The organism is Pseudenterobacter timonensis, assembly GCF_900021175.1.
In the GTDB taxonomy this organism is placed as follows: Bacteria; Pseudomonadota; Gammaproteobacteria; order Enterobacterales; family Enterobacteriaceae; genus Enterobacter; species Enterobacter timonensis.
On sequence record NZ_FCOP01000010.1, the window covers coordinates 377,343 to 400,469 of the forward strand.

Annotated in this window: 18 protein-coding genes and 1 pseudogene; 12 read left to right on the forward strand and 7 right to left on the reverse strand. The window is 58.5% G+C overall.

Annotated elements, in window-relative coordinates; genetic code table 11:
- Nucleotides 1-60 precede the first annotated feature (60 nt).
- The 3 genes from BN3796_RS04275 to lsrR form a co-directional block, all read right to left on the reverse strand.
- Nucleotides 61-2,082 (reverse strand): oxidoreductase, encoded by a 2,022-nt coding sequence (locus BN3796_RS04275; protein WP_061707148.1) that lies wholly within the window; start codon nucleotides 2,080-2,082, stop codon nucleotides 61-63.
- Between the two features lie 598 nt (nucleotides 2,083-2,680).
- Nucleotides 2,681-4,267: an autoinducer-2 kinase gene (gene lsrK, locus BN3796_RS04280; RefSeq protein WP_061707149.1), complete on the reverse strand. Its 1,587-nt coding sequence runs from the start codon at nucleotides 4,265-4,267 to the stop codon at nucleotides 2,681-2,683.
- A gap of 36 nt (nucleotides 4,268-4,303) precedes the next feature.
- A complete protein-coding gene (gene lsrR, locus BN3796_RS04285; RefSeq protein WP_061707150.1) occupies nucleotides 4,304-5,272 on the reverse strand; it encodes a transcriptional regulator LsrR in 969 nt (322 codons plus the stop codon).
- A 215-nt stretch (nucleotides 5,273-5,487) separates the two neighbouring features.
- On the opposite strand from lsrR, the gene lsrA reads away from it, so the two are divergent.
- Genes lsrA through lsrG form a run of 6 tightly spaced genes read left to right on the forward strand, consistent with a single transcriptional unit; the run spans nucleotide 5,488 to nucleotide 11,174 of the window.
- Entirely contained in the window at nucleotides 5,488-6,975 is a 1,488-nt protein-coding gene (gene lsrA, locus BN3796_RS04290; protein ID WP_061707151.1) for an autoinducer 2 ABC transporter ATP-binding protein LsrA, read from the forward strand.
- A complete protein-coding gene (lsrC, locus tag BN3796_RS04295; protein WP_061707152.1) occupies nucleotides 6,972-8,003 on the forward strand; it encodes an autoinducer 2 ABC transporter permease LsrC in 1,032 nt (343 codons plus the stop codon). The genes lsrA and lsrC overlap by 4 nt, the downstream gene beginning before the upstream one ends.
- Complete coding sequence (lsrD, locus tag BN3796_RS04300) at nucleotides 8,004-8,987, forward strand: autoinducer 2 ABC transporter permease LsrD (protein ID WP_061707153.1); 984 nt, start codon at nucleotides 8,004-8,006, stop codon at nucleotides 8,985-8,987.
- Complete coding sequence (gene lsrB / locus BN3796_RS04305; protein ID WP_061707154.1) at nucleotides 8,984-9,985, forward strand: autoinducer 2 ABC transporter substrate-binding protein LsrB; 1,002 nt, start codon at nucleotides 8,984-8,986, stop codon at nucleotides 9,983-9,985. Before lsrD ends, lsrB begins: the two co-directional genes overlap by 4 nt.
- Nucleotides 9,986-9,996: 11 nt before the next feature.
- A complete protein-coding gene (gene lsrF, locus BN3796_RS04310; RefSeq protein ID WP_061707155.1) occupies nucleotides 9,997-10,884 on the forward strand; it encodes a 3-hydroxy-5-phosphonooxypentane-2,4-dione thiolase in 888 nt (295 codons plus the stop codon).
- Nucleotides 10,881-11,174, forward strand: a complete 294-nt coding sequence (gene lsrG, locus BN3796_RS04315) for a (4S)-4-hydroxy-5-phosphonooxypentane-2,3-dione isomerase (RefSeq protein ID WP_061707156.1) — start codon at nucleotides 10,881-10,883, stop codon at nucleotides 11,172-11,174. Before lsrF ends, lsrG begins: the two co-directional genes overlap by 4 nt.
- A 137-nt stretch (nucleotides 11,175-11,311) precedes the next feature.
- Here lsrG and BN3796_RS04320 read toward each other — a convergent pair whose 3' ends face one another.
- Nucleotides 11,312-12,001, reverse strand: coding sequence for a B3/B4 domain-containing protein (locus tag BN3796_RS04320; RefSeq protein WP_061707157.1), 690 nt, complete (start codon nucleotides 11,999-12,001; stop codon nucleotides 11,312-11,314).
- A 42-nt stretch (nucleotides 12,002-12,043) separates the two neighbouring features.
- Here BN3796_RS04320 and BN3796_RS04325 point away from each other — a divergent pair, with 42 nt between their 5' ends.
- Entirely contained in the window at nucleotides 12,044-12,646 is a 603-nt protein-coding gene (locus BN3796_RS04325) for a helix-turn-helix domain-containing protein (protein WP_061707158.1), read from the forward strand.
- Between the two features lie 71 nt (nucleotides 12,647-12,717).
- Here BN3796_RS04325 and ygjG read toward each other — a convergent pair whose 3' ends face one another.
- Nucleotides 12,718-14,097 carry a putrescine aminotransferase gene (gene ygjG / locus BN3796_RS04330; protein WP_061707159.1) on the reverse strand — a complete coding sequence of 460 codons (1,380 nt, stop codon included), beginning with the start codon at nucleotides 14,095-14,097 and terminating at the stop codon, nucleotides 12,718-12,720.
- A 433-nt stretch (nucleotides 14,098-14,530) separates the two neighbouring features.
- Here ygjG and BN3796_RS04335 point away from each other — a divergent pair, with 433 nt between their 5' ends.
- The gene (locus BN3796_RS04335; protein WP_061707160.1) at nucleotides 14,531-16,051 is read left to right on the forward strand and encodes a methyl-accepting chemotaxis protein; all 1,521 of its coding nucleotides are present in this window, start codon (nucleotides 14,531-14,533) and stop codon (nucleotides 16,049-16,051) included.
- Nucleotides 16,052-16,074: 23 nt separating this feature from the next.
- Here BN3796_RS04335 and BN3796_RS04340 read toward each other — a convergent pair whose 3' ends face one another.
- Nucleotides 16,075-16,608, reverse strand: coding sequence for a PadR family transcriptional regulator (locus BN3796_RS04340; protein ID WP_061707161.1), 534 nt, complete (start codon nucleotides 16,606-16,608; stop codon nucleotides 16,075-16,077).
- Between the two features lie 225 nt (nucleotides 16,609-16,833).
- Here BN3796_RS04340 and BN3796_RS04345 point away from each other — a divergent pair, with 225 nt between their 5' ends.
- Nucleotides 16,834-17,589, forward strand: coding sequence for a siderophore-interacting protein (locus tag BN3796_RS04345; RefSeq protein ID WP_061707162.1), 756 nt, complete (start codon nucleotides 16,834-16,836; stop codon nucleotides 17,587-17,589).
- On the opposite strand, the gene BN3796_RS04350 is transcribed toward BN3796_RS04345, so the two are convergent.
- On the reverse strand, nucleotides 17,590-18,759 hold the full coding sequence (locus BN3796_RS04350; RefSeq protein WP_061707163.1) for a DNA repair protein: 1,170 nt from the start codon (nucleotides 18,757-18,759) through the stop codon (nucleotides 17,590-17,592).
- 368 nt (nucleotides 18,760-19,127) lie between these two features.
- On the opposite strand from BN3796_RS04350, the pseudogene BN3796_RS04355 reads away from it, so the two are divergent.
- The 3 genes and pseudogenes from BN3796_RS04355 to BN3796_RS04360 all read left to right on the forward strand — a co-directional run.
- A pseudogene (locus tag BN3796_RS04355) lies at nucleotides 19,128-20,653 on the forward strand (hemagglutinin repeat-containing protein); the annotation flags it as partial.
- Between the two features lie 308 nt (nucleotides 20,654-20,961).
- The gene (locus BN3796_RS21075) at nucleotides 20,962-21,087 is read left to right on the forward strand and encodes a hypothetical protein (protein ID WP_262360309.1); all 126 of its coding nucleotides are present in this window, start codon (nucleotides 20,962-20,964) and stop codon (nucleotides 21,085-21,087) included.
- A gap of 474 nt (nucleotides 21,088-21,561) precedes the next feature.
- Nucleotides 21,562-22,824, forward strand: a complete 1,263-nt coding sequence (locus tag BN3796_RS04360) for a tetratricopeptide repeat protein (protein ID WP_061707164.1) — start codon at nucleotides 21,562-21,564, stop codon at nucleotides 22,822-22,824.
- Nucleotides 22,825-23,127: the final 303 nt, after the last annotated feature.

The window sequence follows — 23,127 nt, forward strand, 5'->3', positions numbered from 1 at the left end:
AACACTAAAAACGGCAACGGGGTTGCCGTTTTGCTTTTACCCTGGCCGCCCGGCAATGTTCTAAATCTCCAGAGCTAATTTCGTCCCCTGCGCAATTGCCCGCCGCGCATCCAGCTCCAGCGCCACGTCGCACCCGCCAATAAGATGGACCGGTTTACCCGCCGCGCGCAGCGGATCGGCCAGATCCTGTCTCGGCTCCTGGCCGGCGCAGAGGATCACATTGTCCACCGCTAATAGCTGCGGCTCGCCGCCGATCGAGATGTGCAGCCCTTCGTCGTCAATTTTCTGATAGCTCACCCCCGGGATCATCTTTACGCCACGCGCGAGCAGGGTGGCGCGGTGGATCCAGCCGGTGGTTTTACCCAGCCCTTCGCCCGGCTTGCTCGCTTTACGCTGGAGCATCACAATCTGGCGCGGGCTTTTCGGCAGTTGTGGCCCTTCCGGTCGCAGCCCACCCGGCTGGTTCAGGCTGGTGTCGATTCCCCACTCCACGCAAAATTCCGCGATATTCTGGCTGGTGGCTTCCCCGGGCTGACTTAAATAAATAGCCGTATCAAAGCCGATCCCGCCGCAGCCGACGATCGCCACCTTTTCGCCAACCGGCGCTTTGTCGCGTAAAACATCCAGATAGGTCAGCACTTTCGGATGATCGACGCCCGCGATCTCCGGGATTCTGGGGACGATCCCGCAGGCGAGGATCGTTTCGTCATATGACGCCAGACTCCCGGCCGTGACCGGGGTATTCAGCCGCAGATCCACCCCCGTCACCGCGATCATCCGGCGGTAGTAGCGCAGCGTCTCGTAAAACTCCTCTTTACCGGGGATCTGTTTGGCGATATTAAATTGCCCGCCAATCTCCGCGCTGGCGTCGAAGAGCGTAACCGCGTGGCCGCGCGCGGCGGCATTCACCGCAAAGGCAAGCCCCGCCGGGCCTGCGCCTACCACCGCCAGACGCTTTTTCTGCGCTGCCGGCAGAATGGGCATTTTGGTTTCATGGCAGGCGCGGGGGTTCACCAGGCAGGAGGTTACTTTTCCGGCGAAGATCTGATCCAGGCAGGCCTGGTTGCAGCCGATGCAGGTATTGATCTCATCGGCGCGATCGCTTTGCGCTTTGGAGAGCAGTTCGGCATCCGCGAGGAACGGACGCGCCATCGAGACCATATCGGCATCGCCGCGAGAGATCACATCTTCCGCTACCTGCGGATCGTTGATGCGGTTAGTGGTGACCAGCGGAACGGACACTTTGCCTTTCAGCCTGCGCGTTACCCAGCTGAACGCCGCGCGCGGCACCGGCGTGGCGATGGTGGGGATGCGCGCTTCGTGCCAGCCAATCCCGGTGTTGATGATGGTGGCGCCCGCCGTTTCGATCGCCTGCGCCAGCTGTACCGTCTCTTCGAAAGTGCTGCCGCCTTCGACCAGATCCAGCATCGATAGCCGGTAGATAATAATAAAATCGCTTCCGACGCGTTCGCGCACCGCGCGCACCACCTCCAGGGCAAAGCGCTGGCGCCGCGCCACGTCGCCACCCCATTCATCCTCCCGGTGGTTGGTGCGGGCGGTGAGAAATTCGTTGATCAGGTAACCTTCCGACCCCATCACCTCTACGCCGTCGTAGCCTGCTTCGCGCGCCAGCGCGGCGCAGCGGGCAAAATCGTCGATCAGCGTCAGGATCTCGTCGTGAGTCAGTTCGTGCGGCGTAAAACGGTTGATCGGCGCCTGAAGGGGCGAGGGGGCGACCAGCTGCGGCTGATAGCTGTAGCGCCCGGTATGGAGGATCTGCAGGGCGATCTTGCCCCCTTCTTTATGGACCGCGTCGGTGACGATGCGGTGGTGCGGTAGCTGGCTGGCATCATTTAATACCGCGCCGCCCTGCATCGTGACGCCTGATGGAGCAGGGGCCACGCCGCCGGTGACAATCAGCGCCACCCCGTGACGCGCGCGTTCGGCATAGAAGGCCGCCAGCCGCTCAGGGCCGTCCGGGCGCTCCTCCAGGCCGGTATGCATGGAACCCATCAGGACGCGGTTTTTGAGGGTGGTAAAACCGAGATCGAGCGGGGCGAAAAGCGACGGGTAGCGGCTCATAAGCTCTTCCAGTGTAAAATTATTGTTATGTGGTCGGATGAGTTACTAATTTAGCCAGCGGCGAAAGAAAGGTAAAAGCGGGTTTGAATGATTGTGATAGATCTCAAAGAACTTCCCCTCACCCCGGCCCTCTCCCCGGAGGGGAGAGGGAGAAAAGCCGCACGGAGCGGTTTCCGCTCCCCTGTGGGACGAGGGAGAAAGGTTGCACGGAACGGTTCCCGCTCCCCTGTGGGACGAGGGAGAAAAGCCGCACGGAGCGGTTTCCGCTCCCCTGTGGGACGAGGGAGAAAGATTGCACGGAACGGTTCCCGCTCCCCTGTGGGACGAGGGAGAAAGGTTGCACAGAACAGTCCCCGCTCCCCTGTGGGGAGAGGGAGAAAGGTTGCACGGAGCGGTTCCCGCTCCCCTGTGGGGCAAGGGAGAAAGATTGCACGGAGCGGTTCCCGCTCCCCTGTGGGTGAGGGAGAAAGATTGCACGGAGCGGTTTCCGCTCCCCTGTGGGGCGAGGGAGAAAGATTGCTCGAAACAGTCCCCGCTCCCCTGTGGGGAGAGGTAGAAAGGTGCACGGAACAGTCCCCTCTCCCCTATGGGGAGAGGGTTAGGGTGAGGGGCGAGTCTCGCGCACCAGGCCCGGCGCCTGCCACATCGACGTGGTCAGCCCGCTGTCCACCAGCCCAAGCTGGTCGGCGTAGACCGCCTGCCACTTCTGCATCATCCCCGCATAAAGCTCGCGGTGCTCCGGGTTAGGCGTGAACTCCCGGCTCCACTTCACCAGCTTTTCACCCGCAGACGCCATATCCCCATACAGCCCGGCGCCCGTTCCGGCGGCTATCGCACAGCCCAGCGCGGTCGCCTCTTTTACCTCCGGCACCCGTACCGTCAGGCCGGTAACGTCGCTTAAGATCTGGCTCCAGAGCGCCCCTTTCGCGCCGCCTCCCGCAAAAACCAGGCTGTCAAACGTCACGCCGGAGAAGCGCGAAATCTGCGCCAGGTTGCAGGCCGAGACGATCGCCGCATTCTCTTCCAGCGCGCGAAACAGCGTCGCTTTGTTGCACTTTTCCGGGTCGATGGAGAGGTTAATAAACGACGGCGCGGCGTGGTACCACTGACTGAAGTGCATCGCGTCGGAGAAAATCGGCATCACGCCGTGGGAGCCCGCCGGGACGCGGCTCGCCATCTCCTCCAGCAGAGAGTAGGCGTCCATCCCCATCCGCCCGGCGATAAGCTTCTCCTCCGCGCAGAAGGCATCGCGGAACCAGCGCATCGTCAGTCCGGTAAAGAAGCTGATTGACTCCGCCTGCGCCATGCCGGGGATCACATGTGGATTGACGCGAATGTTCATCTCCGGGTCGGTACGCACCTGCGGCAGATTGACCACCTGCTGCCAGAAGGTACCCCCCAGCACCGCGGTTTGTCCGGCGCGAACCACCCCCAGCCCCAGGCAGCCGAGCTGTACGTCGCCGCCGCCCATCACCACAGGCGTACCTTCGCGCAGCCCGCTCTGCTGTGCGGCTTCATGGGTGACTGCTCCCAGTACGGTGCCGGTCTCTTTCACCGGAGAGAGAATGTCGGCGCGCAGTCCGGCCATATCCAGCAGCGCCGGGCGCCAGTCGCGAGTGAAGAGATCGAGCATCCCCGTGGTGCCCGCATTGGAAGGATCGACCGCCAGCTCGCCGGAGAGCTTCGCGGCCAGCCAGTCGCCAATCATGGTGATGGTCGCGGCGTTGCGATAGATATCGGGGCGGTGGTGCGCCAGCCAGAGCAGGCGCGGCATGGCGCTGAGAGCCAGGGTTTGACCCGAGACCTCATAAACCTCCGACTCAAAGCGGTAGTCGTGGATCTCTTTAAGCTCCGCCACCTCGCGGCTGGCGCGAGCGTCGACGTTGGCGCAGGCCCAGATCGCTTCGCCGTTGCGATCGTAAAGCACGATCCCTTCGCGCATCGAACAGCAGGCGACGGACTGGATATCCGCCGCGCAAAGACGCGCACGCTCCAGCGCCTGGTGAATACACCGGCAGGCCAGCTGCCAGTTGGTGTTGAGATCAAACTCCATTGAGCCGGGAACATTCTCCACGCTCAGGTGTGTCCACTCCGCCTGGCCCGCCGCGATCTGGTTGCCCTCTAAATCGAAAATAACGGCGCGAACGCTGCCTGTCCCTGCATCTAACGCTAAAAGGTAACTCATGAGCTTGCCTCGTTGTTAGCGCGGGCAGACAGGCGCTCAGTTCGCCAGAGCCAGCACCGCGCGGGCTGTCGTCTCTTCCGTCACCAGGCCATTGATACGGCGACCTTTCAGTGCGGCATAAATCGCATCGGCTTTCTCTTCACCGCCAGCCACGCCGACGATAACGGGTAACTGCGCCAGCTCATCCAGCGTGACGCCAAGCAGTTCCCGGTGAATTTCCAGCTCCTCCACGCACTCTCCCTCGCTATTCAGGAAGTAGCCGAGGATATCGCCCACCGCCCCCTTGCGGGCGTACATCAGCTGTTCCCCTTCGCTGATATAGCCTGAACGCAGAATGGTGGCGTCCCGGCGCTGGTTGACGGAGCCAATCCCCACCACCGCCACATCGGCGGCAGTGGCGGCGAGGATCACGTCGCGTACGCTGGTTTCGCGCTTTAAGATCCCGGCCACCTCTGCGGAGGAGACGCGAAGCGGGGCGGGGATCATGCTGACGCTGCAGGCCGCATCCAGCTGACCGATACCGGTCATATAGGGCCCCACGCCGCCGGAGAGCGTCACCAGACGAACCTGCTGCGAGCTGATAAAGCCGCTTAAGTGCTGCAGGCAGCTCATGGTGGTTTCACCAAATCCCACCGCCAGCAGCTGGCCCGGCTCCAGCACCCCCATCAGGGACTGCGCCGCGCCAATGCCCAGCCGCACGCTCATCGACGGGGTGTTCAGCGCCGGCAGCACCCGCACCAGCTTCAGACCAAAGCGCTGCTGTAGCGCCGTCTCCAGCGCGAGGCAACCCTCATAGCGGGAGTTGATCTGTACGCGGATGACGCCCGACTGACGCCCTTTCTCCAGCAGGCGGGAGATCTTGAGGCGCGGCAGGCCGAGCCGTTCGCCAATGTCGTTCTGGGTCAGGCCGTCGTGGTAGTAACACCACGCCACCCGCGCCACCAGCTCCTCTTCCGCCAGCGCCAGACCGGCGAAGCGTCCCTCTTCAGTACGTTTATCGCTCATATTTGAACTCTTATAAAAATTTAGAACATATGTTCGTAAGGGCCGAAAAAGAAAATGTGAGCCACGCGGCAAAACCGATCTTTTTGCACAGCTCCCTTTTATTCGGATCTTAATCGATAAAACTGTGATCCCTGCACGGTTGTAAATATAGTTCACCGTCTACGCTTTTGAACATTATTAAATCTAAAAATCATTTGTTCAACAGCGGAGCGATGATGAGACCCTTAATTGAAGCGCGAGGCATCCATAAACAGTTCTCCGGCGTCCCGGTGCTCAAGGGCATCGACTTTACGCTGCGGGCCGGAGAGGTGCACGCCCTGATGGGCGGCAACGGCGCGGGTAAATCGACGCTGATGAAAATTATTGCCGGCGTGGAGTCGCCGGACAGCGGAGAGCTTAACGTAGCGGGGAAGGCTTTTTCCCGCCTGCGGCCCGGCCAGGCCCATCAGCTGGGGATCTATCTGGTGCCGCAGGAGCCGATGCTCTTTCCGAATCTCAGCGTGCGGGAAAATATTCTTTTTCGCCTGCCGCGGGAGAAGGGGCTGGAAAAGCGGCTGGCAGACAAACTGCAGCAGCTGCAGTGTCAGCTCCATCTGGATGCGGCCGCCAGTACGCTGGAGGTGGCGGATCAGCAGATGGTGGAGATCCTGCGCGGGCTGATGCGCGAGGCATCCATCCTGATCCTCGACGAGCCGACCGCCTCGCTCACCCCCGGCGAGACCGAGCGTCTCTTCCGCCAGATCCGCGCGTTACAGGGGGCCGGCGTGGGGATCGTCTTTATCTCCCATAAGCTGCCTGAAATCCGTCAGCTGGCCGACAGCGTCTCGGTGATGCGCGACGGCGCGGTGGTGCTGAGTGGGGAAACCGCCCGCTTCGACGATAACGCGCTGATCGCCGCCATGACCCCGGTCAGCCGCGAGCAGGGGCTCAGCGACACGCAAAAGCTCTGGCTGGCGTTGCCGGGCAATCGCCGTACCCAGCCGCAGGATTTCCCGGTGCTGCGGGTGGAAGATCTCACCGGGGAGGGGTTCATCGATCTTAACCTGGAGATCTACGCCGGGGAGATCGTCGGGCTGGCCGGACTGGTGGGCTCCGGGCGTACCGAATTTGCCGAAACGCTCTACGGCCTGCGCCCCTCGCGTGGCGGGCGGATCTGGCTGGAAAACCAGGAGATCGGCGCCGATCCCGTCGCCGCGCGGCTAAATAAGGGGCTTATTTACCTCCCGGAAGATCGTCAGGTTTCCGGTATGTTTCTTGATGCGCCGATCCGCTGGAACACGGTGGCGCTTAACGAGCCGTCGCTGTGGCAACAGCGCAAGCGCGAGGCGGCGGTTGTGGAGCGCTATCACCGGGCGCTGGGGATCAAGCTTAACCATCCCGATCAAACCGTGCGCACTCTCTCCGGCGGCAACCAGCAGAAGGTGCTGCTGGCGCGTTGTCTGGAGGCCAACCCGCTGCTGCTGATTGTGGATGAGCCGACGCGCGGCGTGGATGTCGCCGCCCGGGCCGATATCTACCAGCTTCTGAAAAGCGTGGCCGCGCAAAACGTGGCGGTGCTGATGATCTCCAGCGACATGGATGAATTTCCCGGTCTCGCCGATCGCGTGGTTGTGATGCATCAGGGACGACTCAGCGGCGAACTGCCGCGCCACGCCGTCAGCCTCGACAGAATGATGACGCTCGCCTTTGGAGGGCAACCATGAGGAGCTTACTGAAAAACCGCGAGCTGAGTGCCTTTCTCGCGATCCTGGCGCTGTTTGGTGTGCTGGTGGTACTTAACCCGGCCTACCTGAGCCTGCAGACGCTGGGGATGATCTTCGCCAGCTCGCAAATTCTGATCCTGCTGGCGATCGGCGCCGCGCTGGTGATGCTGACGCGCAATATCGACGTCTCCGTCGGCTCAACGGTGGGGCTCTGCGCCATCGCGGTGGGAGTGGCGTTGAACAGCGGCTACAGCCTGCCGCTGGCGATGGGGTTTGCGCTGGCGGTCGGCGCACTGGCGGGGGCGTTTAACGGTCTGCTGGTGGTGGGGCTGCGCATTCCGGCGATTGTCGCCACGCTGGGTACGCTGGGGCTTTATCGCGGGGCGATGCTGCTCTGGACCGGCGGCAAGTGGATTGAGGGGCTTCCGCCATCGCTGAAATCACTCTCCGAACCGGTCGCCCTCGGCATCTCGCCGCTCGGCATCATGGTGCTCTGCCTGGCGGCAGGGGGGGCATGGCTGCTGGCGCGTACCGCCTTTGGCCGCGACTTTTACGCGGTGGGTGATAATCTCGCCGCCGCGCGTCAGCTTGGCGTGGCGGTGAACCGCACCCGCCTTATCGCCTTTACCCTCAACGGCATGCTGGCCGCCTGCGCCGGGATCGTCTTTGCCTCGCAGATCGGTTTTGTCCCTAACCAGACCGGCAGCGGTCTGGAGATGAAGGCCATCGCCGCCTGCGTGCTCGGCGGCATTTCGCTGCTGGGGGGGACCGGCACGCTGATCGGCGCGCTGCTGGGCGCCTTCTTCCTGACCCAAATCGACACCGTGCTGGTGCTCTTTAAGCTTCCGGCCTGGTGGAACGACTTTATCGCCGGGCTGGTGCTGCTGGGGGTACTGGTGCTGGACGGACGGCTGCGCCAGGCGCTGGCGCGTCACCAGCGGGCGCTGAAGTACGGCCGCTTTCAGCCGGGCAACAAAGGGGGAAAACATGTCACCCCGTTTCCAAAACGCAACAAAGAGGTGGCGTAAATGAGGCTCAACTGGGAAAGCGCGCTGCTGATTTTGCTGGTGCTGGAGATTTTATTATTCGGCGCCATGAACCCGCGGATGCTTGATATCAACATGCTGCTCTTCAGCACCAGCGACTTTATTTGTATCGGCATCGTGGCTCTGCCGCTTACGCTCGTGATCATCAGCGGTGGGATCGATATTTCGCTTGGTTCCACCATCGGCCTGTGCGCCATTGCGCTGGGGGTGATGATGCAGGCGGGGTGGCCCATGACGATCGCCATTCCGCTGACGCTGCTGCTCGGTCTGCTGTGCGGGCTGCTGAACGCGGCGCTGATCCACTATACCGGCATTAGCCCGCTGGTGATTACCCTCGGCACGCTCTACCTCTACGGCGGCGCGGCGCTGCTGCTCTCCGGGATGGCGGGGGCGACGGGCTATGAGGGCATCGGCGGCTTCCCGGACAGCTTTACCGCCTTCGCCAGTCTCACTCTGTTCGGGCTGCCGATCCCGCTGGTGCTTTTCGGGGTCATTACGCTCTTTTTCTGGCTGATTACCCACCGCGGGCGCTTTGGCCGCCACCTCTTTTTGATCGGGCAAAACCCGCGTGCGGCGCGTTACGCGGCGCTGTCGGTCAATGGCATGCCCTACGCCCTCTATGGCCTGGTGGGGCTGGCGTCGGCGGTGGCCGCGCTGGTGATGGTCTCTTATTTCGGCTCGGCGCGTTCCGATCTGGGGCGCGATTTACTGATGCCTGCGCTCACCGCCGCGGTGCTCGGCGGGGCGAATATCTATGGCGGATCCGGTTCGGTTATCGGTACGGCGCTGGCGGCGCTGCTGGTGGGGTATCTGCAACAGGGTCTGCAAATGGTCGGCATCCCCAACCAGGTGTCGAGCGCGCTGTCAGGGGCGCTGCTGGTGGTGGTGGTGATGGGACGCTCGCTAACTCTGCACCGTGAATGGGTGCGTACATTCTTCCTCAGACATACCCGGAGCATAAGATGAAAACAAAACTGATCGTGCTGGCGATGGCGTTAAGCGTGGCGTCGGCGCAGGCGGCGGAGCGCATCGCCTTTATCCCGAAGCTGGTGGGGGTGGGCTTTTTCACCAGCGGCGGCAATGGCGCGAAAGAGGCGGGCAAGCAGCTGGGGGTGGATGTCACCTATGATGGTCCCACCGAGCCGAGCGTCTCCGGCCAGGTACAGCTGATCAATAACTTCGTCAACCAGGGTTATAACGCCATTATCGTCTCCGCCGTCTCGCCGGATGGCCTCTGCCCGGCGCTGAAGCGCGCCATGCAGCGCGGCGTGAAGATTCTCACCTGGGATTCCGACACCAAACCGGAGTGCCGCAGCATCTACATTAACCAGGGGACCCCGCAGCAGCTCGGCGGCCTGCTGGTGGATATGGCCGGGAAGCAGGTCACCAAACCCAACGCCAAAGTGGCGTTCTTCTACTCCAGCCCCACCGTCACCGACCAGAACCAGTGGGTAAAAGAGGCGAAGGCCAAAATCGAGAAAGATCATCCGCAGTGGCAGATCGTTACCACCCAGTTTGGCTATAACGACGCCACTAAATCGCTGCAAACCGCCGAGGGGATCTTAAAAGCGTATCCGGACCTGGATGCGATCATCGCCCCGGACGCCAACGCCCTGCCGGCGGCGGCGCAGGCGGCGGAGAACCTCAAGCGGGAAGGGGTGGCGATTGTCGGTTTTAGCACGCCGAACGTGATGCGTCCCTACGTGGAGCGCGGCACGGTGAAAGCCTTCGGCCTGTGGGACGTGGTGCAGCAGGGCAACATCGCGGTCAATGTCGCCAGCACGTTGTTGAAAAAGGGCGATCTTAACGTGGGTGACAGCGTGGAGGTGAAGGGTATCGGCACGCTGAAGGTGGAGCCGAACAGCGTCCAGGGCTACCAGTATGAGGCGAAAGGCAACGGCATCGTGCTACTGCCGGAGCGCGTGGTATTCACCAAAGAAAATATCGACAAATATGACTTCTGACGGGGGAGAGAATGGCTGATTTAGACGACATCAAAGAGGGCAAGAATTTTGGCATCGGCACGCCGCAGCAGAATGTGCCCTATACCCTGAAGGGCTGTGGCTCGCTGGACTGGGGGATGCAGTCAAGGCTGGCGCGCATCTTTAACCCGCAGAGCAACCGCACGGTAATGCTGGCCTTCGATCACGGTTATTTCCAGGGGCCAACCACCGGGCTGGAGCGTATCGATCTCTCCATTGCACCGCTGTTTGGCGAAACCGATGTGCTGATGTGTACCCGCGGTATTCTCAGGAGCCAGGTGCCCGCCGCTACCAACAAACCGGTGGTGCTGCGCGCCTCTGGCGGTAACTCGATTCTGGGGGAGTTGTCGAATGAGTGCGTGGCGGTGGCGATGGAGGATGCCCTGCGCCTGAATGCTTGCGCGGTGGCGGCGCAGGTCTATATCGGCAGCCCGAATGAGCATCAGTCCATCAACAATATTATTAAGCTGGTGGATGCGGGCACCCGCTACGGCATCCCGACGCTGGCGGTGACCGGCGTCGGTAAAGAGATGGCCCGCGACGCGCGCTATTTTTCCCTCGCCAGCCGTATCGCCGCTGAGATGGGAGCGCAATTCGTCAAAACCTACTACGTGGATGAGGGCTTTGAAAAAGTGACCGCCAGCTGCCCGGTGCCGATTGTCATTGCAGGCGGCAAAAAGTTGCCGGAACATGAGGCGCTGGAGATGTGTTTCCGGGCCATCGATCAGGGGGCTTCCGGCGTGGATATGGGACGCAATATCTTCCAGTCCAGCGCGCCGCTCGCCATGCTGAAAGCGGTGAAAAAGGTGGTTCACGAGAAGATGAGCGCCCGCGAGGCGTATCAGTTCTGGCAGGAAGAGAAACAGGGAGAGATCAAATGAACGTGACGCTGGTGGAGATCAATATCAAACCGGAGCGGGTGGAGGAGTTTCTGGAGGTGTTCCGCGCCAACCACGAAGGGGCGATTCAGGAACCGGGCAACCTGCGCTTCGACGTGTTGCAGGACCCGGAGGTGAACACCCGCTTCTTTATCTATGAGGCCTACCAGGATGATGCGGCGGTGCTGGCGCATAAGCAGACGCCGCACTATCTCGCCTGCGTGGAGAAGCTCGAAGAGCTGATGTCGGAGCCGCGCAAAAAACGCAGCTTTGTGGGGTTGTTGCCCGAGTAACGGATTGCCCGGTGGCGCTGCGCTTACCGGGCCTACGGGGACGATGTTGTGTTGATTTTGTAGGCCGGGTAAGCGTTAGCGCCACCCGGCGATGTTCACCCTGTAGGCCCGGTAAGCGCAGCGCCACCGGGCGATGTTCAGACCAGTTCCAGCAATTGCATCCGCGCCGTTGCACCCGGCATCAGCCGTTGCAGGTTGCTGACCAGCTCATCCCCGGCTTCCTGCAACGCCGCTAAAGGCATGGCGGGCAGACTTTCAAGAATAAACCACATGGTTTTCGCCTTGCTGTCCAGACGCGTGCGTACCCCTTGCCGCCAGTTCCAGCGCCGACAGGTGACGCCGAGGTCGTCGCGCCAGATAACCTCGCCCGGCTCCGGGTATTCCACCACCGGCTGTCCCTCTTTGAAGGTATCAAACGGCTCGCTGCCGTCCGCCAGCGTCAGTTGCGGCGTACCGGAATAGGCCGCAAGATTCTCCCCACCCACCGGGATGGCGTAGCGGATGCTGATGGCATTATAGATATCCACCACCGGATCGAGCGGTGGCAGCGAACCCTCTTTTATCACACGTTTCCGCAGGGCGGATGCCGAGCAGGGCGTGCGTTTCGGTTTTGCGCCGAAGGCCTTAAATACATTATCCCACTCATCGAGATGCGCCTGCGCCCAGGGAACATCATCATTTAACATCTGCTGACAAGCCTGCGCCAGTACGGCAGAAGCAACCTCTGGATGGGTAATCGGCGCAGCTGCAACCAGAATGCTCAGTGCCCGAAACCCGGGCGCGATCCCTTTAAGGCGGGGATCGATTGACGGCGTAACGAGAGACATAAATAATCCTGTATCGACTGTTTTATACCATGGTAGTGACCAATGACTGAAAAAGTCAATATAATGACTGCGCAGGGAGCCGATATTGCCCAGGTAAGCCTGGCCGTGGCAAACCGCATCCGCAGCTGGCGAAAAGAGAAAAAGCTGTCGCTGGACGAGCTTTCCCGCCGCGCCAGCGTCAGCAAAGGGATGCTGGTGGAGATCGAAAAAGGAGCCGCCAATCCCAGCATCGCGATCTTATGCAAACTGGCCGCCGCACTTGGCGTGTCGGTGGCGGATATCGTCAACGTCTCCAGCGAGCCGTTAGTGCATCTTATTGAAAAAGAGGCGATCCCGGTTCTGTGGCAGGGCGATGAGGGCGGATGCGCACGCCTGCTGGCGGGTACCGCTGGCCCGGACATGATCGAGCTTTGGCAGTGGGAGATGTATCCCGGTGAGCGTTTTACTTCTCCGGGACATCCGGCGGGAACGTTCGAGCTACTGCACGTGAACGAAGGCGTTTTGACTCTGACGGTGGACGAGACGGTGACGCAGGTTAACGCTGGCATGTCGGCGGTCGCGAAAACCGAAGCGGCGCATGGCTATGCGAATGAAGGTCAGCATGTGCTGCGGTTCACTATGACCGTGGCGGAATTTCATCGCTAAAAAAGCCGCCCGGTGCTACGCAACCTTGAGGATTTTCCAGGCCGGGCAAGCGCAGCGCCGCCCGGCGCTAATTACGCCTCTTCCACGCTCACCCGCAGGGCCGCCAGCGCCTTACGAGCCGCTTTCAGCACCTGCTCGCACTGCTCCACCGTCAGCGTCAGCGGCGGTTCAATACGAATGGTTTTCGCGTTATTCAGCGTGCCAGCCACCAGCACCTTCTGGCGGAACATTTCGCTGGCGAAGCTGTAGCCGATTTCGTTATCGACAAACTCAATCGCCATCAGCATCCCTTTGCCGCGCGCCTCCTGCACCAGGTCCGGGTATTCACGTCCCAGCTGGCGGAAGCCGTCCAGCAGCATGTCACCTTTCTGCTCCGCCTGAGCAGGCAGATTCTGCTCCAGCAGCACATTGATGGTCGCCAGCGCCGCCGCGCAGGCCAGCGGGTTGCCGCCAAAGGTAGTGGTATGCAGGAACGGGTTGTCGAAGAGTACGGAGAATACCTCTTCGGTCGCCACCGTGGCGCCAATCGGCATCACCCCGCCACCCAGCGCTTTGGCCAGGCAGAGGATGTCCGGCTGAACGTTCTCATGCTCGCAGGCGAACATCCGCCCGGTGCGTCCCATCCCGGTCTGCACCTCATCCAGAATCAGCAGGGCGCCGAACTCGTCGCAGAGCTGCCGGACGGCAGGCAGGTAGCCCTGCGGCGGCAGGATAACCCCGCCTTCGCCCTGGATGGGCTCCAGGATCACCGCCGCCACATCATCGCCGGTTTTGCGACATTCGCTAAGCTGGGCGCGCATCGCGTTGATATCGCCAAACGGCACGTGACGAAAGCCCGGCAGCAGCGGCATGAAGGGTTTGCGGAAGGTCGATTTTGCCGTTGCGGAGAGCGCCCCCAGCGATTTGCCGTGAAAGGCGCCGCTGGTGGCGATAAAGGTAAATTTACCGCGCGGCGACTGGTACGCTTTGGCGAGCTTGATGGCCGCCTCCACCGACTCCGTACCGCTGTTGCAAAAGAAGCTGTATTTCAGTTTACCTGGGGTCAGGGCGGCCAGGGTTTTCGCCAGCATGGCGCGCAGCGGATCCAGCAGTTCCTGACTGTGAAGCGGTTGTTTTGCGAGCTGATTTTCTACGGCGGAAACCACTACTGGATTACGGTGCCCCACGTTAAAAATGCCAAAGCCACCCAGACAATCAATAAATTCCTGACCCTGTGTGTCGACAAGCGTATTCAGACCTCCCGCCTGCCACTCTACGGCTCCGTAATCCCCGCCTGCGGTAACAGATTTTCGATACTCTAAAAATCCCGGATTCACATGCTCTTTAAAGTAATCAATCACCTCTCGGTTAAGTTGTTTCATCTCCTCATTATCAAGTGTTCGCTTCTCAATGAGATTCAGGGCGTGCGCTGTACAGGCAAGTGCCGATGCGCTGGAAGGTAACCTGTTCAAAATGTGCTCCAGGGGATGGCGTATCACATGATACTGAACTAAGTATTGCAGGGATTACGCCACTTCCGATGGGGCAGAAGAAATCGGGATAAACGCCAGGTTAAAACGAGAGTGCGCAAAATTTAATCACGCAGGCGCAGAGGAAAACGCGCGCCGCTGCCGGGCCAGGAAGGCGGGATTGACCCGCGAACGGGCCTGCTGCACCAGCAGGGTGCAGGTTATTATTTAAGTGATGCTTAACTATTTATATCCTACAGCTAATATCATTCCTAAACTATTAAAAATCAATGCATTAGAAAGGCGTACTTTACGTGCGGTTTAGTCGCGATCTGCGATCTCTATCAAATTTCACATCTAAAGATAAATTCTTTACCGCCGACAAATCTTATATCCACAAAATTAACACTTATATAACCTGCAAGGGATGCCCGGAATGTCCTCTCAACCGTCAGTGACTCAGAATGAATATCCGCTGGATGACGATACCACCCTCATGTCCACTACCGACACCCAGAGCTACCTGACCCACGTTAACGATACCTTTATCAAGGTCAGCGGCTTTACCCTGGCGGAGATGACAGGCCAGCCCCATAACCTGGTGCGTCATCCCGATATGCCGAAAGCGGCCTTTGCCGATATGTGGTACACCCTGCAACAGGGGGAGCCGTGGAGCGGCATCGTGAAAAACCGGCGTAAAAATGGCGATCACTACTGGGTGCGCGCCAATGCGGTGCCGATGGTGCGAAACGGCCAGACGACGGGCTATATGTCCATTCGTACCCGCGCGACGCGCGAGGAGATTGCGGCTGCCGAGGCGCTTTACCCGGCGCTGGATAAGAAAAACGCCGCCAGGCGGCTGCATAAGGGGCTGGTGGTGCGCAGGGGCGCGTTCGGGAAGCTGGCGTCCATGCCGCTGCGCTGGCGCGTGCGCGGCGTCATGGCGGTGCTGTTTATGGCAGTGGCCGCCTCGCTGCTTATCAGCGAGGGGGGCGGATGGGCTCTGGGGACCAGCGCGGTGGTTTTTTTGCTCGGCACGCTGCTCTTTGAGCAGCAGATTGTTCACCCGGTGGAGAATGTGGCGCAGCAGGCGCTGAAGGTGGCGACCGGGGAATGCAACAGCGTGGCGCACCTGAAGCGCAGCGACGAGCTGGGGCTGACCCTGCGTGCGGTCGGGCAGTTAGGGCTGATGTGCCGCTGGCTGATTAACGATGTTTCCAGCCAGGTGGTGAGCGTACGTAACGGCAGCGACACGCTGGCAAAAGGCAATGAGGATCTTAACGACCGCACCCGTCAGACGGTGGCAAACGTGCAGCAGACCGTCGCCACCATGAACCAGATGGCAGCCTCGGTGCAGAGCAATTCAGAAACCGCGGCGGCGGCGGATAAACTCTCCATGGCGGCGAGCGGAGCGGCGACCCAGGGAGGGAACGCGATGCAGGTTGTGGTCAAAACCATGGATGAGATTGCCGACAGCACCCAGAGGATCGGCTCCATCACCAGACTGATTAACGATATCGCCTTCCAGACCAATATTCTGGCGCTCAACGCGGCGGTGGAGGCGGCACGCGCGGGTGAACAGGGGAAAGGTTTTGCGGTGGTGGCGGGGGAAGTGCGCCATCTGGCAAGCCGTAGCGCCAGCGCGGCAAACGATATTCGTAAGCTTATCGACGCCAGCGCCAGTAAGGTGCAGTCCGGCACCAGCCAGGTTCATGCGGCGGGCGTGACGATGGATAATATTGTCGAACAGGTGCAGAACGTAACGCGCCTGATCGCCCAGATTAGCCACTCCACCGCCGAACAGGCGACCGGCCTTTCGGATCTGACCCGCGCGGTGGCCGAGCTGGACGATATCACCCAGAAAAATGCCGATCTGGTGGAAGAGAGCGCCCGCGTCTCGGCGATGGTGAAACAGCGCGCCGGGCGGTTACAGGACGCGGTTACCGTGCTTCATTAAAGGCTGTTCGCGGCGCGTCGGGCTTACTCCATCTGGGAGATCTCCAGCGCCGCGCGGTCAATCACGCCGATAATCTTTTTAAGCTGCGTATCGTTAATTTCGCCCTGGTTGACCTTCAGATCCAGTACCGCCTTAAAGTTATCCAGCGCCCGCTTCATCTGCGGGTTTTTGCGCAGGTTAAAACCTACGCAGCGGGCCTTAATCCGCGCCTGGATCATCGCCAGCGGTTGCTCATTTTCCGCCAGCCAGCGCTCGCCCGCCCCGGTAATGGCGATCTTCTTGCGTCCGTTCGCCTCTTCGGTGATGGTGATAAACGCCTGATCCTGCAAAAAATCGAGCGTGGGGTAGATCACGCCGGGGCTGGGGGTGTAGTTGCCCTGAGTCATATTTTCGATAGCTTTGATCAGCTCGTAGCCGTGGCTGGCGTTCCGGGTCAGGATCGACAGGATGACCAGCCGCAGCTCGCCATGCCCGAAAAATCGCTGACGGCGCCCGCCGCCATGATGTCCGCCGCATCCGTGGTGCTCTTGCTCAAACATATCGTGTGGCTTTCGCATAATTTCCTCCATAATTTGATATATCTAATTTATATCTAAATGAACGATTAATGCAAACATGCCGACCAGTTAAAGTATAAGTAATTGATTAATAATACTATTTAAGGAGAGAGATTAAACGGTATCGGCTATATCAAAAAAGATCTTGCATTCTTCGTTGTTAGCAATCATTATCATTTAGAAGTGATTTAGATATATCGTAACTCCATTCACGAAGGCATAACTATGAGATACCCACAGCGCGTGCGCAATGAGCTGCGCTTTCGCGAACTGACCGTACTCCGCACAGAGCGGATCGGCGCTGGCTTTCAGCGTATTGTTTTAGGTGGCGAGGCGCTGGAGGGCTTTAGCTCCCGCGGTTTCGACGATCACACCAAGGTCTTTTTCCCGGCCCCCGGCTCCACCTTTGTACCGCCGGTTGTCACCGAAGAGGGCATCGAGTGGGGCGACGCCGTGCGTCCTCCGTCGCGCGACTATACGCCGCTCTACGACGAGGCGCGTCATGAGCTGTCGCTCGATTTCTTCATTCATGCGGGCGGAGTGGCGAGCAGCTGGGCGCTGCAGGCGAAGGCGGGGGATACGCTGACCATCGGCGGGCCGCGAGGTTCGCTGGTGGTGCCAGAAGATTACGCCTGGCAGCTGTACGTGTGTGACGAGTCGGGCATGCCCGCGCTGCGCCGCCGTCTGGAAGCCATCGCAAAACTGTCGGTGCGTCCGGACATTCACGCCATCGTCACCGTGGGCGATGCGTCGTACAAAGACTATCTGGCGCACCTGAGCGAGTTCAACATCACCTGGGCGATCGGCCACAGCGAACAGACTGTGGCGGACCATCTGGCAGCGCTAACCGTACCGGAAGAGGATTACTTCATCTGGCTCACCGGAGAAGGGAAAGTGGTAAAAAATCTGAGCCGCCAGTTTGAAACCGATGCGATTGACCAGCAGCTAGTGCGCGCCAGCGCGTACTGGCACGCCAAATAATCAGGCTGCGGGATCCAGCTGCGCTTCGCTCACCTGATGTTCGAGCGAGGCGCATATCTCTTTTAGCGCTTTCTCCTGCTGGGCAAAGTAGGCTTCCATATTGCTGAGCGATGATACAAGCAGCCAGGATTCCTCCTTCTCAAGCTCGGCCAGCTCGTTCACAAGGGTGTCGATTTGCTCACGTACCTGCGCCATCTTTTTGCGAATACGCTCCAGGTCATTCAGCCTGTCGCTCGCCATCATTGGCTCGAAGCCCTGTTGCAGGCGGGCAACCAGCGAGCGAATGGCCTTTACGTCGCCGCGCTGTTTGGCCTGGTTGAGTTGCACCATCATCCTGTTGGCCTCTTCTTTTAAATCATCGGCAACCAGATCCGGATGGCAGAGCTTGCTCGCCTGGCGCCACAGGCGCTTCAGTTCGTTCCGATCCTCTTCGGAGAGCGCTTTGCCTTTACGCAGGCGCACTTCGGCATCGTGGTGCTGCTCGCGATACTTCTCATACTCTTCGTTAGCCTCATCGCGGGCCTGACGCGCGGGCTCTTCTGCACGCGTTAATCCGTTCTCCAGTTCCAGCGCTTCGGCCAGCAGGTTGGCAATCAGATTACTTTGCTGCTGAAGATGCTTGCGTGCCTCTGCCGCCTGAACGGAATCGGCAGGTAGCTCGCGCCAGCGTTGCGTGAGCGTCGACAGCACCTCCACGGCCTGCGCCATATAACGCTGGCAGCGGCGGTAATCCTCCTCGCGGCGACGCGCCTCCGCCTGCTGACGGCGCAGCTTAAGCTCTGCCAGCGTCTTACGGAGCTGCAGGATCTGCTGCATCAGCGGCCCCAGGCGCGAAAAATAGAGATCGTTAAAGTCGTCCAGCTGCTGTGCCCGCGCGTTGCGTCGGTCAATCAGATCGCGCAGGCGCGCTTCCAGCGCTTTTAGCTCCAGTTTACTGGCCGCCAGCTGCGGGTCGCGCCACGGGGTCACGGCGCGCTGGCTTTGCAGCCAGCCGGTGATGGCACGCAGGGCAACGGTGTAATTTTTTTGCTCAAGCGCCACGACGATGGTCAGCAGTTCATCGTCAAATACTTCATCTTTAAGGCGTTTCAGCTGGCTCTGGATGATGTCGTCATCTTCCAGCTCAATGGCATTCTTAATGATTTCTAGCCGTTTAATCGGTGTGCTCATGATGCCTTTCGCTTTGGCGCTTAAGTGTTTGAGATAAGGTTAATTGTTGTAAAAGCTACTGGAAATAATACACATGGATGATGATCGGCGCGACGGGGGATTTCTTTAATATTCCCCCGGATTGGAACCCTGCAAAAATCTGAAAAATGGGCCAGAAATAACATTATTTCTTTATGGATATTTACACTATTTACTTTTTGAAATAGTTTGCTCGTTTTTTAACAGTCAGGTTTGCAAACGGACTTTGAGCGGAGAGTAAATAGTGTTAGGGAAAATATCAGCAAGCACGCTGCTGGCAGCCGTTCTGTTACTGGCGCCAGGAATCACACTCGCCGCCCTGTTATCACCGGCCGACCGCAATACCATCCAGCAGCAACAGCCTGAGCAACCTCAACGCCGGGCTGAACCTGAGCGCGCTGGGGGACATCAACAACATCAACTCCACCATCAGCGGTAAAACGATAGGGCTGGAGAGCGTCACGGGCAGCATTAACAACGTTACCCGCGCACAGCAGTGGAACATTGACGCCACGAATCACGCGGGTAGCCTCCACTTCGGTGGCAATGATGTGGGCAGGGCGGCCTCCATCACCGCCACCGACGGGCTGACGATGCGCGCCGGACAGGATATCAACGTGACCGGCGCAAACGTGTCGGCGGGCGGCAGCCTGGCCATGGCGGCGGGGAATGATATCAACATCACCGCCAACGAGATTGCTCAGAGTGAAGGTCGCTCAGGATTTCGTCAGACGACCACGGAGACGGCGTCCGTTACGCATCAGGGCGGTACCCTGAGCGCGGGCGGCGACCTCACCCTGCAGGCGGGTAACGACGTGAATGCCCGGGTGGCGGCGATGGCGGCAGAAGGAGATGTGGGCATTCAGGCCGGTCGGGATGTGAACCTGCTGGCGGAAGCGTCAACGGAAAGCTCCAGCAGCCAGGCGAAGAAAAAACCGCCATTGATGAATCTGTTCGCCAGCAGGGTACGGAGATTGCCAGCGGCGGCAATACGGTGATCCTCGCAGGGCGCGACGTAACCGCGCAGGCGGCAGAGGTTACAGCGCAGGGCGCTATTGGCGTGGCGGCAGGTCGCGACGTAAACCTGACGACGGCGACGGAGAGCGATTACCGCTATAGGGAACAAACCAAAACCAGCAGCGGATTCCTGAGCAAAAAGACCACCCAAACCATTGAGGAAGACAGCGCGACGCGGGAGAAAGGCTCTCTGCTGAGCGGCGACAACGTGACGGTCTCGGCGGGTAACAACCTGCGGGTGTTAGGTTCGGCAGTCGCCGGAGACGGCGATGTGGCTCTTTCCGCAGGCAACAATGTGGAGATCGTGGCGGCGACCAACACCGACACCTCCTGGCGCTTTAAGGAGACCAAAAAGTCCGGCCTGATGGGCACGGGCGGCATCGGCTTCACCATAGGCAGCAGCAAGTCCACCCACGATCTTCGCGAGCAGGGCACGACGCAGAGCGAGAGCTTCAGCACCGTCGGCTCGACGGACGGCAGCGTCAGCATTACGGCGGGCAAACAGGCGCATATTGGCGGGGCGGATATCATCGCGCAGAAGGATATCAGCCTCACCGGCGACAGCGTGGTGATTGAGCCGGGGCATGACAAACGCACCCGCGATGAGAAATTTGAGCAGAAGAGCAGCGGGCTGACGGTGGCACTGTCCGGGGCGGCGGGGAGTGCGGTGAACAGTGCGGTGCAGACGGCACGCGACGCGAAAGGCGAGAGCGATGACCGCCTTGCGTCGCTGAAAGCCACCAAAGCGGCACTGTCAGGCGTTCAGGCGTCGCAGGGTGCGGAAATGGCGCAGATTAACGGCGATCCCAACAGCGGTATCGCCTCGCTCCGGCGAAACGACGATAGAGTGGCCAGAAGCAAGAAAAGCCGCTCTTTATCCACAAACTCTCCATAAGCTGGTGCCAGGGGACCCGGGCGATAATAGCCAGCAATAGAATAGCGCCCGTCCGTTCTGACGGCATGAATCAGTTTTGCAGCCGATCCTGATATCTGTACCCGCATCCGAAAGAGAAAGAGCGGGTCCGGCTGGGCCGTTCTTGATTTCCTCACTTTTTACCCTGTTTTTCAGATGTTTTTACCGGCCAAAACGGACAGGTCACTCTGACGCTCCAGGTATGATCAGCCTGTCTTTTTTTGCTGAGCACCTAAACGTAAAGGAGAAGGAATATGAGTCACCCTGCACATGACCCGTCCGGATTTACCGCCACGACAGTCAGCGAAGAAAAGATGGCGTTAAGAACCCTAATAGGCGATATCGTGGGCCGTTACCGCAGCTGGATAGGGCATGCTTAAGCCCAGGCTCACTGGATGTAAGGTGTTGCCAGCCACCGGCACTCGTGATGAACCCGGGGACAAATGCTAAACGAACGGGTACCAGCGACATCGCACCCGGACAACACTATCTCGATCCCACCACTCGCCCGGGTGTGAGTGAAAATCAAATCCTTCGCTTTTAACACTTAAAGCATCTGATTCAGCATTGGTCCGGTCTAAATATCTGTTCCCTTCTTGTCCGGGCCCGGCACCCGGACTATAGGGCATGCGCTCTGCTCCGCCCCACCTGCCGCCAACCTGTCTTATAAAGGCACAATACGGTTGATACCGTTTAAATCCGAAGACTACGGAAACAAAGAAATGAGAGTACATAAGAAGCGCCTCTTGGTAACCTGCATAAAAAACTGACACTTTTACCGAAATGAAGTAACCTTTACACTTCACCAATGCCCCTTTCTAACACTGCAATCACACGACTAAGCCCGGAAAGATATGAAATTCATTTACCCCACATCATTGCTTATTCTGTCTCTATTTCTAAGTTCTGGTTTAGCGCGTGCTGATGGTAATACATCTCTTTTGGAATCTGCGGCAGGTGGAGACACCATGGCGCAACGTGATTTAGGCATAAATTATTTAGAAGGTATAAATGGCTACGAAAAAAATTATACTGAAGCGAATAAATGGCTCGCTTCAGCTGTATCAAAGGGAGATAAACCCGCCTCTCATGCACTCGCGATAATGTATACCTTTGGGTATGGCGTCGATAAAGATTACTTTAAGGCTGAAAAATTATATATAGAGGCTGGTGATGCGGTAAATGGTGCATCTTATAACAATCTTGGGGCCTTCTATGAAAGAGGACTGGTCGGAAAACCAGACCCGGTTTTAGCAGATAAATATCTTAAACTGGCTGCGTCTGCCGGTAACCCGGACGCTATGTATTATTTAGGTTCTAGATATCAATATGGGAAAGGAGTTCGCAGAGATTATAAAAAAAGCTTTTCACTATATAAAAAAGCAGCAGATAAAGGCTACGTACAAGCTATGTTTGCCTTGGCTACATTGTACGATGATGGGATTGGAGTTAAAAAAGACGATAAAGAGGCCGTAAAATGGTATAAAAAGGCTGCTGATCTTGGTGATGTTTACGCCATGAATAATCTTGGTCACATGTTGATGCACGGAGAGGGGATTAAAAAAGATTATGCCTCTGCACGCGCTTATCTTGAAAAGGCGAAAGATAAAGGTGACACTTCAGCCATGGCAAATCTAGGTTATATATATTTAAACGGCTTAGGTGTTAAAAAAAACTACCAGAAAGCAAGCGAGCTTTACCAGGAGTCCTGTGATAAAGGTGAAAAGACGGGTTGCGATACCGTGAAGGAGATGAAAAACAAGGGAACTTATCGAGCTACGTTAAAACAGCCAAAAGAGAAAAAACATAGTAAGAGACTTGTTGCAACATCAATAGATGAAGGAGTTAACGCTACCTTCATCTGGCAAGGTGACGATGCCAGTTTTAAAGCCAATAATCAACAAATTGACTGCGCTTTCCTAGAAGATCATTCAGAAGAAAAAGGTAATTTGGCAACGGCCTTCGTCTGTACAGACAATGTACAGATTCTCCTGAAGCAATTCAAGGACAGCAAAAACGCATACCTCGCAGTTATGACGGATAATTTTAAGACGGAGGTAAAGAAGTTCTCGGTTAACGTTTATCTTACTGAAAAACAAACAAACAAACTAAAGTAGGTAGTGAGTTCAAGTTGTCAGGTACTCGTTCAGCCCAGTCAGGGAAGGGCGCCGGGGCGGGCTACCAAAGGAAATCTTTTTCGATCCGCGCTTATAGTGGCAGGGTTTTATTGTAGAGCCCGGCGACCGGGACAGCTGGTGGTGTGTATCTGAAGGATCTTGAATCAGGCTGAAGAAGAAAAAGTTACTTTTCACCTTCGGCTAACGCATCCGGAGAAAAACGTCTATTCTGACGTCACGGAACAGATAGAGCTTTTGCCAGACTGGTAGGAACCGACGATTTTGCCTGCACAGCCTCTGTTT